Consider the following 16333-nt stretch of genomic DNA (forward strand, 5'->3'; position numbering starts at 1 on the left):
TGAAAAACCCCGCCAGCTATGCTGACGGGGTTCCCAAAACTAGCGATGGTCGAGACTTATTCGTCGTCGCCCAGCAGGGCTTCTTCTGCTTCAAGACGTGCACGGTCTGCTGCGCCTTTTGCGTCAACATCACGGTCAACCAGCTCGATGATCGCCATCGGAGCCATGTCGCCATAACGGAAGCCAGCTTTCAGAACGCGGCAGTAACCACCGTTACGCTCTGCGTAACGCGGGCCGAGGACTTCAAACAGTTTCGCAACGTGAATGTCTTGTTTCAGCTGCGCATCAGCCTGACGGCGTGCGTGCAGGTCACCACGTTTGCCAAGAGTGATCAGCTTGTCGATGACGCGCTTCAGTTCTTTTGCTTTCGGCAGGGTGGTTTTGATTTGTTCGTGTTCGATCAACGAACCAGCCATGTTCGCAAACAGGGCTTTACGGTGTTCGTGAGTACGATTCAGACGGCGGTAACCGCGAGCGTGACGCATTTTAATTCTCCTAGCGTTTTATGCTTTGTCTGGTGGCCTATGCGTATTGGCCACTCTCCTTGGGGCGGGATTGCCCGAAAAGGCAGGACGTCTCCGCCCTGCCCACCGAAGCCAGAATTAGAACTGGTCTTCGAATTTCTTTGCGAGGTCTTCGATGTTGTCTGGTGGCCAATCCTCGACGTCCATGCCGAGGTGCAGACCCATGCCAGAGAGCACTTCTTTGATCTCGTTGAGCGATTTGCGGCCGAAGTTCGGAGTGCGGAGCATCTCTGCTTCGGTTTTCTGAATCAGATCGCCAATGTAAACGATGTTGTCGTTCTTCAGGCAGTTTGCCGAACGTACGGACAGTTCCAGTTCGTCCACTTTCTTGAGGAGAAGCGGGTTGAACTCGAGACCATCGTCGTCCGAGCCAGCGGAAGCCGATTCCGGTTCGTCGAAGTTTACGAAGATAGACAGCTGGTCCTGCAGAATGCGAGCTGCGTAAGCAACTGCATCATCCGGGGTCAGCGAGCCGTCGGTTTCAACTTTCATCGTCAGTTTATCGTAGTCGAGAACCTGACCTTCACGGGTCGGCTGAACGTCGTACGATACTTTCTTAACCGGCGAGTAGATCGCGTCGATCGCGATGAGGCCGATCGGTGCATCTTCTGGCTTGTTTTTGTCTGCAGCTACGTAGCCTTTACCGGTGTTAACGGTAAGTTCCATGTAGAGGTCAGCGCCATCGTCGAGGTGACAGATAACGTGATCTTTGTTCAGAACTTCGATGCCTGCGGATTCCGAAATATCACCGGCGGTAACAACGCCCGGACCTTTGGCCTGAACGGTCAAACGCTTCGGACCTTCGACGTCCATGCGGATCGCAACGCCCTTGAGGTTCAGGACGATGTCGGTGACGTCTTCACGTACACCAGCAACAGACGAAAATTCGTGCAGAACGTTGTCGATGTGAACTGCAGTGATCGCAGCGCCTTGCAGCGACGACAGCAGGATACGACGAAGTGCGTTGCCCAGTGTCAGACCGAAACCACGCTCGAGCGGTTCAGCAATAACAGTGGCCTGACGCTGCGGGTCATTGCCCGGTTTTACGTCAAGTTGGGTCGGCTTGATAAGTTCAGCCCAGTTCTTGTGGATCATGCGTCCCTCCATACTTGTCTGCCTTTCATGTCCCAAAAGGCAAACGCCCGAGGTTTAAAATGACGTACTGGGGCCGTGGAAAAACCACAGCCCCAGTGGGATAATCGATATTAGACGCGGCGGCGCTTCGGCGGACGGCAGCCGTTGTGTGCCAGCGGGGTCACATCACGGATCGAGGTGATGTTGAAGCCAGCAGCAGCCAGAGCGCGCAGAGCAGATTCACGACCCGAACCTGGGCCCTGAACTTCTACTTCAAGCGTCTTAACGCCATGTTCCTGAGCTTTCTTGCCAGCATCTTCTGCAGCCATCTGAGCAGCATAAGGGGTCGATTTACGCGAGCCCTTGAAGCCCATGGTGCCAGCGGACGACCAAGAGATCGCGTTGCCCTGCACGTCAGAGATCAGGATTTTGGTGTTGTTGAAGGTGGAGTTCACATGAGCAACGCCTGCTGCGATGTTCTTGGAAACTTTTTTCTTACCACCACGACGGGTATCACGAGCCATTGTCTATGCCCTCCCTTACTTCTTCTTACCAGCGATGGCCTTTGCGGGGCCTTTGCGGGTGCGAGCGTTGGTGTGGGTACGCTGACCGCGAACGGGCAGGTTACGACGATGACGCAGACCGCGGTAGCAACCGAGGTCCATCAGACGCTTGATGTTCATCGTTACTTCACGGCGCAGGTCACCTTCAACGGTGACGTTTGCGTCGATGTATTCACGGATTGTCAGAACTTCAGCATCGGACAGTTCGTTTACACGACGGGTCAGATCGATGTTGCATGCTTCGCAAATCTGGTTTGCGATGAACGGGCCGATGCCCGTGATGTAGGTAAGGGCGATTGGAACCCGCTTAGCAGTCGGGATGTTCACGCCGGCGATACGTGCCACGTTAGCTTTCCTTTTCGTTGCGATTCCGTCGTTCCGGAATCTTTTTTCACAACGGAAGCCCGAGAGGAGAAACCTTGCGGGCCACTGTTCATGAGGTGGTCATGCGAATCGGGAGCGACCCGAAAAACATGGTTGATTCCCCCAAAAGGGATGGGGCTGTTTATGGGGGCTTTTCGAACGGGTCAACCCCTTGAAGGCAAAAGGCCCGCGAAACATGTCGCAGGCCTTACACCAATGCTTAGAAGGGTCAAATTAACCCAAAATGTCAGCGATGCTTTTCGCAACATCGTCCATGCTAGCCAGACCATCGACCGACTTCAGACCGCCTTTGGCATAGTAGTAGCCGATCAGCGGGCTGGTCTGTTTGTAGTAGGCAACCAGACGAACGCGAAGTGCGTCTTCGTTGTCATCCGCACGAACTGGTTGACCTGCAGCAGCCGCAGCCTCAGCGCGACCCACGATGCGGCTCACAAGAACCTCATCATCTACCTGCAGTTCGATAACCGCATCCAGCTTCTGACCCATTTCAGACAGCAGACCGTCCAGTGCGTCAGCCTGAGCAAGAGTGCGCGGGAAGCCATCAAAGATGAATCCGCCAGCAGCGCCCTGCTCTAGTTTTTCGCGGATAAGACCGATGACGATTTCATCGGTGACAAGATTGCCAGCGTCCATGACGGCTGCAACCTTCTTACCCATTTCAGTGCCGCTTGTGCGTGCCTCGCGCAGCATGTCGCCAGTCGACAGCTGCACCATGTTGCGTTCCTCCACAAGCTTTTGAGCCTGTGTTCCCTTACCCGCACCCGGCGGTCCAAGCAGAATAATGTTCATCGACGAGCCGGTCCCCTGTTCCGTTTATTGGCACCACGTTTGCCACGCAGTTGCGATTTTTCAATGAGGCCTTCGTATTGGTGGGCGAGCAAATGAGACTGCACTTGCTGGATTGTATCCATCCCAACCGACACGATGATCAGCACTGAAGTGCCGCCAAAATAGAAAGTGAAACCGGAAAAGCTACGGATAATCTCTGGCATGAGACAAACTAACGCAAGGTAAGCCGAACCGAGCACGAGAACGCGGGTCACAACGTAGTCGAAGTATTCCGCAGTACGTTTGCCTGGACGGATGCCAGGAACAAAGCCGTTCTGGCTCTTGAGGTTCTCAGCAACTTCGTCGGTCTTGAACGCGACTTCCTTGGTGTAGAAGTAGGTGAAGAAGACGATCATCGCTGTGAAGAACAGCAGATAGAGCGGCTGACCGGGGCCGAAATAAGCGAGAACCCAAGACAGAACAGCGTTAGAGGTCTGTTCGGTGAAGGTCGCGATGGTTGTCGGCAGCAATAGGAGTGCAGACGCAAAGATCGCAGGAATAACGCCAGCTGGGTTAACCTTGATCGGGAGGTGCGAAGAACCGCCGTCATACACCTTCATACCACGCTGTTGGCGAGGGTATTGAATGTGGATCTTGCGCAGCGAGCGTTCCATGAACACCACAAATGCAAGTACGGCAGCGAGCATAACGATAACGCCGATCACAAGCATCCAGTTGCTGGTCTGCTGAGCGGTCGACAGGAATTGCGCCGCAGCGGCAGGAAGTTCAGCGACAATACCGACGAAAATGATCAGCGAGATACCGTTGCCGATGCCGCGGCTGGTGATCTGTTCACCCACCCACATCAGGAACATGGTGCCGCCAACGATCGTGATCATCGTCGATGCGCGGAAGAACAGACCCGGATCATGAGCCATATCGCCCGATTCTAGCGAAACCGCGAGGCCGTAGGCCTGGAACAGCGCCAAAACCACGGTGCCGTAGCGGGTATACTGAGCGAGCTTCCGACGACCTTGATCGCCTTCTTTCTTCAATTGCTTCCACGGTTCATACATGGAGCCCATCAACTGCACGATAATCGATGCAGAGATGTAGGGCATGATGCCAAGGGCAAAGATACCCATACGGCTCAATGCGCCGCCCGTGAACATGGCCAGCATACCGCCGATACCAGTGTTCTGAGATGCAAAGAAGTTCTGAAGCGCGTCGATATCGATCCCAGGCACGGGAATATAGGTGCCGAGGCGATACACGATCAGAAGTCCGATGGTGAAGAAGATGCGCTGACGAAGCTCTTTGGCCTTACCGAAGGTAGACCAGTTGAGGTTTGCCGCCATTTGCTCTGCTGCTGAAGCCATAAGTCGGTGTCTCTTTCATCGAAAACGCCGCCGACCGGTTTTCCCGGACGGCGGCGCAAGGAAACTAGTTAGGTAAGTAAGCGCCCGTAAGGGCACTCACAACCCTTATTCTGCTGCTGCAACAACAGTCAGCTTGCCGCCAGCCTTTTCAACCGCTTCAACAGCGCCTTTCGAAGCGCCGGTAACGGAGATGGTAGCTTTTGCGGTGATCTCGCCTTTTGCAAGAACGCGGATGCCGTCCAGTTTGCGACGGATCAGGCCCGACGCAACCAGAGTGTCTTCGTTGATGTTGGCAGCGTCGAGTTTGCCAGCGTCGATGAATTTCTGGATGAGGCCGAGGTTAACAACTGCGTATTTCTTTGCATTCGGCGTGGTGAAGCCGCGCTTAGGCAGACGCTGGTAAAGGGGCATCTGGCCGCCTTCGTAGCCGTTGATCGCTACGCCCGAACGGGATTTCTGACCTTTGATACCACGGCCAGCAGTTTTACCTTTGCCCGAGCCCGGACCACGTGCAACGCGCATGCGTTTCTTGGTTGCGCCTGCGTTATCGCGGAGTTCATTAAGTTTCATGTCGCTTCTCCTTGCCGGAACTGCCCTCCAGCGACGGAGTGGGCAAACACGGCATAATGGTTATGATTCTGGACCCAAAGCGGGCCACCGCGTGCGTATACGGCCCGAGGTTCCGTATTGCAAGCATTGGCTGAAAAAACAAAAGCCCCGATGTTTCCATCGAGGCTCAGCTTCAAACTCTAAAAGACGCTTAGTTCTTGTAAGCCGCCTGATGTGCAACGTCTTCGATCATTCCGCGCGAGATACCGATATCTGCGAGGTCCCGATCGGTCATTGCAGCCAGCTGGTTGTAAACAGCGCGGTATTCGGCGCGACGGGCCAGCGCTTCTTTCACTTCTGCAACTTTGGTACGGACGATTGCGCCAAGGTCAATGTGAGCGACGCGGGGTGCGTGGAAAGTGATGTGAGCCATTTTCGTATTCCTTTTTCAATGCCAGAGCCGGTTGCCCCGGCGAGGATGTGTTCTTGTCCTCTTCTGAAACTGAATATACGCGCACCCGTTCGCGCTAACAAATTCCCGTTCGGAACGCCCGCCATGCATTTACTGCATGACGCCGCACCGCAGCATTGGCTCAATTACCCAAACAAAAACGCCCCGCAGTAACCTACGGGGCGTTTTATAATTGCTTTGCTCTGAAGCTTAGCCGCGCTCTTCGATGATCTCGACGAGGTGCGGGATGCTTTCGACCATGCCGCGTACCGAAGGTGTATCTTCGAGTTCGCGAGTCTTATGCATCTTGTTCAGACCCAGACCGATCAGCGTAGCGCGCTGTTTAGCTGGGCGACGGATCGGAGAACCGATCTGTTTAACAACGATGGTTTTAGCCATTATACAGACTCCTTACGCTTCTGCTTCGGCTGCTGCTTCTTCCGGCTTGCGGAGGATGTCAGCAACTTTCTTGCCACGACGCGCTGCAACGGAACGAGGCGAAGCTTCTTTCTTCAGACCGTCCAGAGTTGCGCGGATCATGTTGTAAGGGTTCTGCGAACCGAGCGATTTCGAAACAACGTCTTTGACGCCAAGCATTTCGAAAACTGCACGCATCGGACCACCCGCGATGATACCAGTACCTTCAGGAGCGGTGCGCATTACTACGCGACCAGCGCCGTGACGGCCTTCGATATCGTGGTGCAGGGTACGACCGTCGCGCAGCGGTACACGGATCATCTGACGCTTAGCTTGTTCGGTAGCTTTACGGATCGCTTCAGGAACTTCCTTAGCTTTACCTTTACCGAAGCCTACGCGGCCCTTTTGGTCACCGACAACCACCAGAGCAGCGAAGCCAAAGCGCTTACCACCCTTAACGGTTTTCGAGACGCGGTTGATCGCCACGAGACGATCGGCGAATTCCGGTGCTTCGTCGCGTTCGCGACGGTCCCGGCGGTTTTCACGTTCTGCCATACTCTCGTCTCCTTAGATCTTCAGACCAGCTTCACGCGCAGCGTCGGCCAGAGCCTTCACTTTGCCGTGGAACAGGAAGCCACCGCGGTCGAAGTAAGCTTCGGTTACGCCAGCTGCTTTCGCGCGCTCTGCGATAACCTGACCAACTTTGGCTGCGGCCTCTTTGTTGTTCTTGCCGACGAAGCCCAGATCCTTTTCGAGGGTCGAAGCCGCAGCCAGGGTGGTGCCCTGGATGTCGTCGATCAGCTGGACGCTGATGTTCTTGTTCGAACGGTGAACCGACAGACGTACGCGGCCAGCGTTCACTTTGCGAAGTTTGTTCCGGACGCGCAGGCGGCGCTTTAGGAACAATTCCCGTTTGCTGTTTGCCATTTTTGCGTTCCTTACTTCTTCTTACCTTCTTTGCGGAAGATGTACTCGCCCTTGTAGCGAATACCTTTGCCTTTGTACGGCTCTGGTTTACGCCACTCGCGGATGTTAGCAGCAACCTGCCCCACCAGCTGTTGGTCGATACCTTCCACAACGATTTCGGTCTGCTTCGGTGCGGTGACAGTTACGCCAGCCGGGATATCGAAGTCGACGTCGTGCGAGTAACCGAGAGCCAGCTTCAGGGTGTTGCCCTGAATGTTAGCACGGTAACCAACACCGGTGATTTCCAGCTCTTTTTTGAAGCCTTCGGTCACACCGACAATCAGGTTTTCTACCATCGAGCGGGACATGCCCCACTGCTGACGAGCGCGCTTCGAAGTGCCACGCGGGGTCACTTTTACAGCGTTCTCTTCTACAGTGATGGTCACATCGTCGGTAGCAGAGAAGGAACGGGTGCCTTTCGGACCCTTAACTTCAATGGTCTGACCCGACACAGTGGCAGTAACGCCGCTGGGCAGCTCGACCGGTTTTTTACCAATACGAGACATCAGACCCTCCTTAGAAGATGGTGCAGAGCACTTCGCCGCCAACATTGGCTGCGCGTGCGTTTGCGTCCGACATCACACCCTTAGGGGTGGAGACAATCGACAGACCGAGGCCCTGACGGACCGACGGGATGTCCTTGACGCCCATGTAAACGCGACGACCAGGTTTAGAAACCCGCTTCAGTTCGCGAATGACAGGAGTGCCTTCGTAGTATTTCAGGCTGATTTCGAGTGTCGGGTGACCACGGTCATCCGTGCCAGCTTCGTAGCCGCGGATGTAACCTTCTGCAGTCAACACATCGAGAACCCAACCGCGCAGCTTGGATGCCGGAGTCGAAACAGTCGACTTGCCGCGCATTTGAGCGTTACGGATACGGGTCAGCATATCACCGATAGGATCGTTCATGTTCTAACCCTCCTTACCAGCTCGACTTGACCAAGCCCGGGATCTCGCCATTGGAGCCGAGATTACGGAGCATGATACGGCTGACTTTCAGCTTGCGATAATACGCATGCGGACGACCAGTCAGCTGGCAACGGTTATGAAGACGGGTGGCAGAGCTGTTGCGCGGGAGTTCCGCGAGCTTTAGGCGTGCCTTGAAGCGCTCTTCCATCGACTTGGTTTCATCGTTCGCGATTTCTTTAAGCTCTGCGCGCTTAGCAGCAAATTTTGCTACCAGATGCTCACGCTTTTTTTCGCGTTCGATCATGGATTTTTTAGCCATAGTTCTCTCTCCGCGCTTAGCTGTTGAACGGCATGTTGAAATGCTTCAACAGCGCTTTCGCTTCCGCGTCAGTTTTCGCGGTAGTGCAGATGACGATGTCCATACCCCAGACTTCATCAACTTTATCAAAGTTGATTTCCGGGAATACGATGTGTTCCTTCAGACCGGTAGCGTAGTTGCCACGGCCGTCAAACGAAGTGCCCGATACGCCGCGGAAGTCGCGGATACGAGGCATTGCGATTGTGATCAGACGATCAAGGAATTCGTACATACGGTCACCGCGGAGGGTAACTTTAGCGCCGAGCGGCATATCTTCACGAACGCGGAAACCAGCGATGGATTTCTTTGCTTTCGTGGAAACAGCCTGCTGACCTGCGATGGTGGACAGATCTTCAACAGCGGATTTGGCTTTTTTGCTGTCACGAACAGCTTCAGCACCACAACCGATGTTCAGAACGATTTTGTCCAGACGCGGGATCTGCATATCGTTTTTGTATGCGAACTCTTCTTTCAGAGCGGCTTTGATAGTCGCTTTGTAGAGGTCCTTAAGACGCGGGGAGTAGTTAGCAGTGTCAAGCATCAGATAACGTCTCCTGTTGTCTTAGCGAAGCGAACTTTCTTGTCGCCTTCCATGCGGAAGCCAACGCGAGTTGCTTTGCCATTTGCATCAACGATAGCCAGGTTCGACAGATCGATCGGCATTGCCTTAGGAAGGCGGCCGCCCTGGGCAGTCTGAGTTTGGCGAGTGTGACGGATGGCCATATTCACGCCATCGACAACGGCCTTGCCAGCAGACGGGTTAACCGAAGTGATTTCACCGGTTTTACCCTTATCTTTGCCAGCCAGAACGATGACTTTGTCACCTTTACGGAGTTTCGCAGCCATTACAGCACCTCCGGAGCAAGCGAGATGATTTTCATGAAGTTCTTAGCGCGCAGTTCGCGAACAACCGGTCCGAAGATACGGGTGCCAACCGGCTCGCCGTTGTTATTCAGGATAACAGCTGCGTTACGGTCAAAACGAATTGCGGTACCGTCTTCACGACGAACCTCTTTGGCGGTGCGAACGACAACGGCCTTACGGACGTCACCTTTCTTTACACGGCCGCGTGGGATGGCTTCTTTCACCGATACTACGATGATGTCACCAACCGACGCATAACGACGGTGCGAACCGCCGAGAACCTTGATGCACTGAACACGGCGAGCGCCGCTGTTGTCAGCTACATCCAGATTTGTCTGCATCTGGATCATGGGTTACTCCCGACCTTTGGGGGGACTTGCAGTGTTGTCCTGATCCCCAGGGTTTCGATTAAACTGGGATCACCGCAATTAGGCGGTGATGACTTCCCAGCGTTTGGTCTTCGACTTCGGTGCACATTCCTGGATACGGACGGTGTCACCTACGTTGAATTGGTTGTTCTCGTCGTGAGCGCGATATTTTTTCGACTTACGGACGGTTTTGTGAAGCAGCGGGTGCTTGAAACGACGTTCGACCAATACGGTTACGGTCTGTTCGTTCTGGTTCGAGGTGACAACACCCTGAAGGATACGTTTGGGCATGTCTTAGGCCTCCGCAGCAGCTTTTTCGTTCAGAATAGTCAGCACGCGAGCAGCGTCACGACGGACGGTGCGCATACGAGCGTTGTTTTCCAGTTGGCCGGTGGCCTGCTGGAAGCGCAGGTTAAACTGCTCTTTCTTCAGAGCGACCAGATCTTCCCGGAGCTGTTCCGGCGTCTTGGCGCGAAGTTCAGTGGCGTTCATAGCCTTTTCCTTTCTTAACACCAGAGGGCTCCGCTCGCATTATTTTGCGGGTCACCCTGTTCCTGGTGGACGAATAATAAAACACACGAATCCCGTAGACAGGAATCGTGAGATAGCGCCGTATAAGGTGCTGGTCATTGGGAGGCAAGAGGAATAGGGCATTTCCCCAAGAAAACTTGGGCAGCCGGTGCCGTCGATGCTAAACGGGGCCTAACTGCCAGATCAAGACTTTTTGCAGGAGCCCAACATGGCCAAAATCGAATCCCTTTTCGTAACCCGCTTTTACAAAGGCCGCCTAACCGAGTTCGGCCACGAGATTGACGAAGAAGAACTGCACGACAACTGCTACGCCATCATGGAAGATGATGAGGCGGGCCAGCAATGGTGCGAGGAAAACGGCTACCCTGGCTACACAAGCTACGCATCCCTGACTGACCTGCCATGGCGGTCGCCTGTGTTTGCCGCAGTCAAGGAAGCGCTCGACAAACATGTCGCTGAATTCGCCAAAGATCTTGAATTCAATCTGGATGGTCGCGAACTGGTCCTCGAAGACCTGTGGATCAACATACTCCCTGAAGGCGGTAACCACGGGTCCCACTTACACCCGCATTCGGTCATCTCTGGCACTACCTATGTTTCGATGCCCGATGATACATCGTCTCTCAAGCTCGAAGACCCGCGCCACTGCATGATGATGGCCGCCCCACCCCGTCGCAAAGATGCGCGCCGTGAATTGCAGGCCTTCATCTACCAGAAGCCAGAAATCGGCGATGTGTTCCTTTGGGAAAGCTGGCTCCGCCACGAAGTGCCCGCGAATACCTCCGAATATGACCGTGTATCGGTGAGCTTTAACTACAAGTGGGAATAATCCCCACGACCGGATCAAGAACAAAAAAGGCGCCCCAAAAGGGCGCCTTTCTTAATTCTTGTCGACTGGATTACCAGTCTTCGCGAACCACAGTGCGGGTCTTGATCGGCAGCTTCATAGCTGCCAGACGCAGTGCTTCACGTGCGATATCTTCGGATACACCGTCGATTTCGAACATGACGCGGCCCGGCTTCACTTTGCAGGTCCAACGGTCGACGGAACCTTTACCTTTACCCATACGAACTTCGATAGGCTTAGCGGTTACCGGCAGATCCGGGAAAATACGGATCCATACGCGACCTTGACGCTTCATGTGACGGGTCATCGCACGACGTGCTGCTTCGATCTGACGTGCAGTTACACGCTCGGGCTCAACAGCTTTGAGGCCGTATGTACCGAAGTTCAGATCCGAACCGCCTTTTGCTTGACCGTGGATACGGCCTTTGTGCATTTTGCGGAATTTTGTACGCTTAGGCTGTAGCATTATCTAGCTCCTTAGCGACGGCCACGATCGCCACCGCGCGGTGCGGGGCCATCTTGGGCTTCAGCTTGACGACGGTCACGAGCCTGCGGGTCGTGTTCCATGATCTCGCCTTTGAAGATCCACACTTTGATACCGATGATGCCGTACGGAGTCGTAGCTTCGAACAGAGCATAATCGATGTCAGCGCGCAGGGTGTGCAGCGGAACGCGGCCTTCGCGGTACCATTCGGTACGAGCGATTTCAGCGCCACCAAGACGACCAGCAACGTTCACACGAATGCCGAGTGCGCCCATACGCATTGCGTTCTGAACCGCACGCTTCATAGCGCGACGGAACGAAACACGGCGCTCGAGCTGCTGACCGATGCTCTCTGCAACGAGGGCAGCGTCCAGCTCAGGCTTGCGTACTTCAACGATGTTCAGGTGCAGTTCGCTTGCAGTCAGAGCTGCGAGCTTTTTGCGAAGAACTTCGATGTCAGCGCCTTTTTTACCGATGATAACACCCGGACGTGCAGCGTGAATGGTCACGCGGCATTTTTTGTGCGGGCGTTCGATGATAACGCGAGCGATACCAGCTTGTTTCGCTTCTTTCTTAACGAAGTCCTTAATTTTAAGGTCTTCAAGAAGAAGGTCACCGTAGTCTTTGGTGTCGGCGTACCAACGGCTGTCCCAGGTGCGGTTGACCTGAAGACGCATACCGACGGGGTTTACTTTGTTACCCATTAGGCTTGCTCCTCAATCTGACGCACCTTGATGGTGAGTTCCGAAAACGGCTTCATGATCTTGCCAAAACGACCACGTGCACGCGGACGACCGCGCTTCATGGTGAGGTTTTTGCCAACATAAGCCTCGGCTACGACCAGTTCATCAACGTCGAGGTTGTGGTTGTTCTCGGCGTTCGCAATTGCGGACTGAAGGCATTTCTTCACGTCCACAGCAATCCGCTTGTTCGAGAAAGTCAGGTCGGTCAGAGCCTTCTCGACTTTCTTGCCACGGATCATAGCGGCGACGAGGTTAAGTTTCTGCGGGCTAGTGCGAAGCATGCGCAGTTTTGCCATTGCTTCGTTGTCTGCCACGCGGCGGGGGTTCTGTGCCTTGCCCATGACTTACTTCCGCTTCGCTTTCTTGTCGGCAGCGTGCCCGTAGTAGGTACGGGTCGGCGAATATTCACCGAATTTCTGACCGATCATGTCCTCGGATACCAGCACAGGAACGTGCTTTTTGCCGTTATAAACGCCAAACGTCAGACCCACAAATTGGGGCAGGATCGTCGAGCGGCGCGACCAAATCTTGATCACTTCGTTGCGGCCAGCTTCGCGTGCAGCTTCGGCTTTCTTAAGCACATAAGCGTCAACGAACGGACCTTTCCATACAGAGCGAGACATATCTTAGCGCCCTTTCTTAGCGTGGCGCGAACGAAGGATAAGCTTCGACGACGCTTTTTTCTTGTTGCGGGTACGTGCACCTTTGGTCGGCTTGCCCCACGGGGTAACCGGGTGACGACCACCGGAGGTACGACCTTCACCACCACCGTGCGGGTGGTCGATCGGGTTCATAGCAACACCGCGAACCGACGGACGGATGCCTTTGAGGCGCATACGACCGGCTTTACCGAAGTTCTGGTTCGAGTTGTCAGGGTTCGACACAGCACCAATGGTCGCCATGCATTCCTGACGAACGAGACGAAGCTCACCCGAGGAGAGGCGGATCTGTGCGTAGCCACCGTCACGACCTACGAACTGAGCGTAGGTGCCAGCTGCACGAGCGATCTGACCGCCCTTGCCCGGCTTCATTTCGATGTTGTGTACGATTGTACCAATCGGCATGCCCGAGAACGGCATAGCGTTACCCGGTTTGATGTCAGCCTTCGCGGAAGCGATGACTTTATCGCCAATAGCCAGACGCTGCGGAGCAAGGATGTATGCCTGCTCACCATCTTCGTACTGGATAAGTGCGATGAATGCGGTCCGGTTCGGGTCGTACTCGATACGAACTACGACTGCCTGAACGTCAAACTTGTTACGTTTGAAGTCCACGATACGGTAGAGGCGCTTTACACCACCACCACGACGACGTGCGGTAACCCGTCCGGTATTGTTCCGGCCACCCTTGCTGGTCAGACCCTCTGTGAGAGCCTTAACCGGGCGACCTTTCCAAAGCTCCGAACGGTCGATCAGAACCAGCCCACGCTGGCCCGGCGTCGTCGGTTTATACGACTTGAGTGCCATGTTCTCTGTCTTCCGTTGCTTTGAGGGAGGTTAGTCCCCGTAGTTTAGGGCCCCGAAGGTCCCCGAAATAAACAAAAGGCACGGCCCCGGACGAATCCGGGGCCGAACCGATGTGGTCAAGTATTAGAGACCGGTCGAAACGTCAATGGTGTTACCTTCTTCGAGGGTAACGTAAGCCTTTTTGACGTCGTTGCGGGTACCAACGGTACCGCGGAAACGTTTGACCTTGCCTTTGGTGATCACAGTGTTGACCGCTTTAACCTTTACACCAAAGAGAGCTTCAACAGCTTCTTTGATCTGCGGTTTGTTGGCGTCTTTCGCCACTTCGAAAACAACTGCGCCATGCTCGGATGCCATAGTTGCTTTTTCGGTGATGATCGGCTTGCGGATCACATCGTAATGTTCAGGTTTCGCGCTCATTTCAGACGTGCCTCCAGAGCTTCGACACCAGCCTTGGTGAGCACGAGAGTGTCACTGCGGAGGATGTCGTAGACGTTCGCGCCGATGGACGGCAGAACATCAACGGTTTCGATGTTGCGCGCAGCTTTCGCGAAGTTCTCGTTTACGGCTGCATCAATGATGAGCGCGCGTTTCCAGCCCAGGTTTGCAACCTGTTTCGCCAGAGCCGAGGTTTTGACTTCGTTCAGGTCTGCGGACTCGATCACGATCAGTTCGCCAGCTTTGAGCTTTGCGGACAGTGCGTGACGCAGGCCCAGCTTGCGGAACTTCTTGGTCAGGTCGTGTGCGTGCGAACGCGGGGTCGGACCTTTGTAGATGCCACCGTGACGGAAGATTGGCGCCTTCTTGGACCCGTGACGTGCGCCACCGGTGCCTTTTTGGCGGTAGATCTTCTTGGTCGAGTATGACACTTCCGAACGACCAAGAGTCGCGTGAGTACCCTGCTGTGCCTTAGCACGCTGCCAACGGACAACGCGGTGCAGGATGTCGGCGCGCGGCTCCAGACCGAAGATTGCGTCGTTAAGTTCGACGGAACCTGCAGCGGCGCCATCAAGTTTGATAGCTTCAGCCTTCATTGTTTTCGCCTCCTTCAGCAGCAGCCTCGACCGGAGCAGCGTCCGACTTCAGCGCAGCGGGCAGAACCAGGTTGGACGGAGTCGGTTTCTTAACCGCATCCTTAATGGTGACCCAGCCGCCTTTCGAACCCGGTACAGCGCCTTTGACCATGATCAGGCCACGGTCTGCATCGGTGCGAATGACTTGCAGGTTCTGGGTGGTTACACGAGCAGCGCCCATGTGACCGGCCATTTTCTTACCTTTGAAAACGCGACCCGGATCCTGACACTGACCAGTCGAACCGTGCGAACGGTGCGAGATGGACACGCCGTGAGATGCACGAAGACCACCGAAGTTGTGACGCTTCATCGCACCAGCGAAACCTTTACCGATCGAGGTACCCGAAACGTCAACGTATTGACCTTCGAAGTAGTGATCAGCGATGATTTCAGCACCAACTGGAAGCAGGTTTTCCGGTGCAACGCGGAATTCTGCAACTTTGCGCTTAGGTTCAACTTTCGCAGTAGCGAAGTGACCACGCATAGCTTTCGAGGTGTTTTTAGCTTTGGCAGTGCCAGCGCCGAGTTGAACAGCAGTGTAGCCGTCTTTATCAGCTGTACGCTGAGCAACGACCTGCAGGTTGTCCAGGTGAAGAACGGTTACAGGGATCTGTTTACCATCTTCCATGAACAGGCGGGTCATGCCGATTTTTTTTGCAATAACGCCAGAGCGCATATCCTATGCCCTCCTTAGACTTTGATCTCGACGTCAACGCCAGCGGCGAGGTCGAGCTTCATCAGTGCGTCAACGGTTTGCGGGGTCGGATCCACGATATCAAGCAGACGCTTGTGGGTGCGGATTTCGAACTGGTCGCGCGACTTTTTGTCGACGTGCGGACCACGCAGAACGGTGAATTTTTCGATCTTGTTCGGCAGCGGGATCGGACCACGTACAGATGCACCAGTGCGCTTTGCAGTGCTGACGATCTCAGCAGTGGAAGCGTCGAGTACACGGTAGTCGAATGCCTTCAGCCGAATGCGAATGTTTTGGCTTTGTGCCATATCATTTGCCTTTCGCGGCTCTAACCGGTTGAGAGGTGGTAGAGCGCACCATTGCGTCCCCACGTCGAACCTAGAGGAATACGAATCCCTCATTAGACGTTCACCCGAAGGTGAACCCGCGCCCAATACACGCCGGCCACCTACAGATCAACAGGTAATCTTCAAGAATCTGTCACAGACAACCTGAACAGCCCTGAAGCCTTCTAAAAATAAAGGGCCGCCCTTTTCAGGACGGCCCTTCGTGATTTTAAAATCTATCGCGAATTAAGCGAGGATTTTGGAAACAACGCCCGAACCAACGGTACGGCCGCCTTCGCGGATCGCGAAGCGGAGGCCTTCTTCCATCGCGATCGGTGCGATCAGCTCTGCCGACAGTTTCAGGTTGTCGCCAGGCATAACCATCTCGGTGCCTTCCGGCAGGATGCAGGTACCGGTGACGTCAGTCGTACGGAAGTAGAACTGCGGACGGTAGTTCGCGAAGAACGGTGTGTGACGGCCGCCTTCTTCTTTGGTCAGAATGTAGACCTCAGCTTCGAACTTGGTGTGCGGGTTAACAGAACCCGGCTTACACAGGATCTGACCACGCTCAACGCCGTCACGGTCAACGCCACGC

General features: G+C 54.7%; 30 protein-coding genes. 1 reads left to right on the forward strand and 29 read right to left on the reverse strand.

The genetic code is table 11. The features are described 5' to 3' along the window. Positions 1-56: 56 nt before the first annotated feature. The 19 genes from rplQ to rpmC form a co-directional block, all read right to left on the reverse strand. Complete coding sequence (gene rplQ, locus AC07ED_RS12985; protein WP_067550465.1) at positions 57-485, reverse strand: 50S ribosomal protein L17; 429 nt, start codon at positions 483-485, stop codon at positions 57-59. A 117-nt stretch (positions 486-602) separates the two neighbouring features. Further along, a complete protein-coding gene (locus tag AC07ED_RS12990; RefSeq protein ID WP_167668762.1) occupies positions 603-1619 on the reverse strand; it encodes a DNA-directed RNA polymerase subunit alpha in 1017 nt (338 codons plus the stop codon). 110 nt (positions 1620-1729) lie between these two features. After that, the gene (gene rpsK / locus AC07ED_RS12995; protein WP_067550467.1) at positions 1730-2122 is read right to left on the reverse strand and encodes a 30S ribosomal protein S11; all 393 of its coding nucleotides are present in this window, start codon (positions 2120-2122) and stop codon (positions 1730-1732) included. A 15-nt stretch (positions 2123-2137) separates the two neighbouring features. Then, complete coding sequence (gene rpsM, locus AC07ED_RS13000) at positions 2138-2506, reverse strand: 30S ribosomal protein S13 (protein ID WP_067550469.1); 369 nt, start codon at positions 2504-2506, stop codon at positions 2138-2140. Between the two features lie 252 nt (positions 2507-2758). Further along, positions 2759-3334: an adenylate kinase gene (locus tag AC07ED_RS13005; protein WP_105234128.1), complete on the reverse strand. Its 576-nt coding sequence runs from the start codon at positions 3332-3334 to the stop codon at positions 2759-2761. Continuing rightward, the gene (secY, locus tag AC07ED_RS13010; protein WP_245918104.1) at positions 3331-4692 is read right to left on the reverse strand and encodes a preprotein translocase subunit SecY; all 1362 of its coding nucleotides are present in this window, start codon (positions 4690-4692) and stop codon (positions 3331-3333) included. The genes AC07ED_RS13005 and secY overlap by 4 nt, the downstream gene beginning before the upstream one ends. Positions 4693-4797: 105 nt before the next feature. Further along, positions 4798-5262 carry a 50S ribosomal protein L15 gene (rplO, locus tag AC07ED_RS13015; RefSeq protein ID WP_067550473.1) on the reverse strand — a complete coding sequence of 155 codons (465 nt, stop codon included), beginning with the start codon at positions 5260-5262 and terminating at the stop codon, positions 4798-4800. Positions 5263-5452: 190 nt separating this feature from the next. After that, a complete protein-coding gene (locus AC07ED_RS13020) occupies positions 5453-5674 on the reverse strand; it encodes a DUF1127 domain-containing protein (protein WP_105234127.1) in 222 nt (73 codons plus the stop codon). Between the two features lie 228 nt (positions 5675-5902). Next, a complete protein-coding gene (gene rpmD, locus AC07ED_RS13025; RefSeq protein WP_067550477.1) occupies positions 5903-6091 on the reverse strand; it encodes a 50S ribosomal protein L30 in 189 nt (62 codons plus the stop codon). Positions 6092-6103: 12 nt separating this feature from the next. Continuing rightward, entirely contained in the window at positions 6104-6664 is a 561-nt protein-coding gene (rpsE, locus tag AC07ED_RS13030; protein ID WP_067550479.1) for a 30S ribosomal protein S5, read from the reverse strand. Between the two features lie 12 nt (positions 6665-6676). Continuing rightward, positions 6677-7036, reverse strand: a complete 360-nt coding sequence (gene rplR / locus AC07ED_RS13035) for a 50S ribosomal protein L18 (protein ID WP_067550481.1) — start codon at positions 7034-7036, stop codon at positions 6677-6679. An 11-nt stretch (positions 7037-7047) separates the two neighbouring features. Further along, positions 7048-7581, reverse strand: coding sequence for a 50S ribosomal protein L6 (gene rplF / locus AC07ED_RS13040; RefSeq protein ID WP_105234126.1), 534 nt, complete (start codon positions 7579-7581; stop codon positions 7048-7050). 10 nt (positions 7582-7591) lie between these two features. Continuing rightward, positions 7592-7984: a 30S ribosomal protein S8 gene (gene rpsH / locus AC07ED_RS13045; protein WP_105234125.1), complete on the reverse strand. Its 393-nt coding sequence runs from the start codon at positions 7982-7984 to the stop codon at positions 7592-7594. 13 nt (positions 7985-7997) lie between these two features. Next, positions 7998-8303, reverse strand: a complete 306-nt coding sequence (gene rpsN / locus AC07ED_RS13050; RefSeq protein ID WP_105234124.1) for a 30S ribosomal protein S14 — start codon at positions 8301-8303, stop codon at positions 7998-8000. Positions 8304-8319: 16 nt separating this feature from the next. Then, complete coding sequence (gene rplE / locus AC07ED_RS13055; protein WP_067550489.1) at positions 8320-8883, reverse strand: 50S ribosomal protein L5; 564 nt, start codon at positions 8881-8883, stop codon at positions 8320-8322. Beyond that, positions 8883-9188 carry a 50S ribosomal protein L24 gene (gene rplX, locus AC07ED_RS13060; RefSeq protein WP_067550490.1) on the reverse strand — a complete coding sequence of 102 codons (306 nt, stop codon included), beginning with the start codon at positions 9186-9188 and terminating at the stop codon, positions 8883-8885. The genes rplE and rplX overlap by 1 nt, the downstream gene beginning before the upstream one ends. After that, on the reverse strand, positions 9188-9556 hold the full coding sequence (gene rplN, locus AC07ED_RS13065) for a 50S ribosomal protein L14 (protein ID WP_067550492.1): 369 nt from the start codon (positions 9554-9556) through the stop codon (positions 9188-9190). Before rplN ends, rplX begins: the two co-directional genes overlap by 1 nt. Before the next feature lie 78 nt (positions 9557-9634). After that, complete coding sequence (rpsQ, locus tag AC07ED_RS13070; RefSeq protein ID WP_067550494.1) at positions 9635-9865, reverse strand: 30S ribosomal protein S17; 231 nt, start codon at positions 9863-9865, stop codon at positions 9635-9637. A gap of 3 nt (positions 9866-9868) precedes the next feature. Continuing rightward, positions 9869-10066, reverse strand: a complete 198-nt coding sequence (rpmC, locus tag AC07ED_RS13075; RefSeq protein ID WP_067550496.1) for a 50S ribosomal protein L29 — start codon at positions 10064-10066, stop codon at positions 9869-9871. Positions 10067-10313: 247 nt separating this feature from the next. Between rpmC and AC07ED_RS13080 the strand changes: the two genes are divergently transcribed. Beyond that, positions 10314-10934: a TIGR02466 family protein gene (locus AC07ED_RS13080; RefSeq protein WP_105234123.1), complete on the forward strand. Its 621-nt coding sequence runs from the start codon at positions 10314-10316 to the stop codon at positions 10932-10934. 70 nt (positions 10935-11004) lie between these two features. Here AC07ED_RS13080 and rplP read toward each other — a convergent pair whose 3' ends face one another. From rplP to AC07ED_RS13130, 10 genes are all read right to left on the reverse strand, one after another. Then, positions 11005-11418 carry a 50S ribosomal protein L16 gene (rplP, locus tag AC07ED_RS13085; protein WP_067550498.1) on the reverse strand — a complete coding sequence of 138 codons (414 nt, stop codon included), beginning with the start codon at positions 11416-11418 and terminating at the stop codon, positions 11005-11007. 11 nt (positions 11419-11429) lie between these two features. Continuing rightward, the gene (gene rpsC, locus AC07ED_RS13090) at positions 11430-12140 is read right to left on the reverse strand and encodes a 30S ribosomal protein S3 (protein ID WP_105234122.1); all 711 of its coding nucleotides are present in this window, start codon (positions 12138-12140) and stop codon (positions 11430-11432) included. After that, a complete protein-coding gene (rplV, locus tag AC07ED_RS13095; protein ID WP_067550502.1) occupies positions 12140-12520 on the reverse strand; it encodes a 50S ribosomal protein L22 in 381 nt (126 codons plus the stop codon). The genes rpsC and rplV overlap by 1 nt, the downstream gene beginning before the upstream one ends. A 3-nt stretch (positions 12521-12523) precedes the next feature. Continuing rightward, the gene (gene rpsS / locus AC07ED_RS13100) at positions 12524-12802 is read right to left on the reverse strand and encodes a 30S ribosomal protein S19 (protein WP_105234121.1); all 279 of its coding nucleotides are present in this window, start codon (positions 12800-12802) and stop codon (positions 12524-12526) included. Positions 12803-12805: 3 nt separating this feature from the next. Beyond that, positions 12806-13645 (reverse strand): 50S ribosomal protein L2, encoded by an 840-nt coding sequence (rplB, locus tag AC07ED_RS13105; RefSeq protein ID WP_067550506.1) that lies wholly within the window; start codon positions 13643-13645, stop codon positions 12806-12808. Positions 13646-13768: 123 nt separating this feature from the next. Further along, positions 13769-14065 (reverse strand): 50S ribosomal protein L23, encoded by a 297-nt coding sequence (locus tag AC07ED_RS13110; RefSeq protein ID WP_067550507.1) that lies wholly within the window; start codon positions 14063-14065, stop codon positions 13769-13771. Beyond that, on the reverse strand, positions 14062-14679 hold the full coding sequence (rplD, locus tag AC07ED_RS13115; RefSeq protein WP_067550510.1) for a 50S ribosomal protein L4: 618 nt from the start codon (positions 14677-14679) through the stop codon (positions 14062-14064). Before rplD ends, AC07ED_RS13110 begins: the two co-directional genes overlap by 4 nt. Beyond that, complete coding sequence (gene rplC / locus AC07ED_RS13120; RefSeq protein ID WP_067550512.1) at positions 14669-15394, reverse strand: 50S ribosomal protein L3; 726 nt, start codon at positions 15392-15394, stop codon at positions 14669-14671. The genes rplD and rplC overlap by 11 nt, the downstream gene beginning before the upstream one ends. A 14-nt stretch (positions 15395-15408) precedes the next feature. After that, entirely contained in the window at positions 15409-15720 is a 312-nt protein-coding gene (gene rpsJ, locus AC07ED_RS13125) for a 30S ribosomal protein S10 (protein ID WP_067550514.1), read from the reverse strand. Positions 15721-15984: 264 nt separating this feature from the next. Next, positions 15985-16333, reverse strand: a 349-nt coding sequence (locus tag AC07ED_RS13130; protein ID WP_478242275.1) for an EF-Tu C-terminal domain-related protein, incomplete at its 5' end; no start/stop codon positions are given.

The sequence above is a fragment of the Aestuarium zhoushanense genome (genome assembly GCF_056431045.1).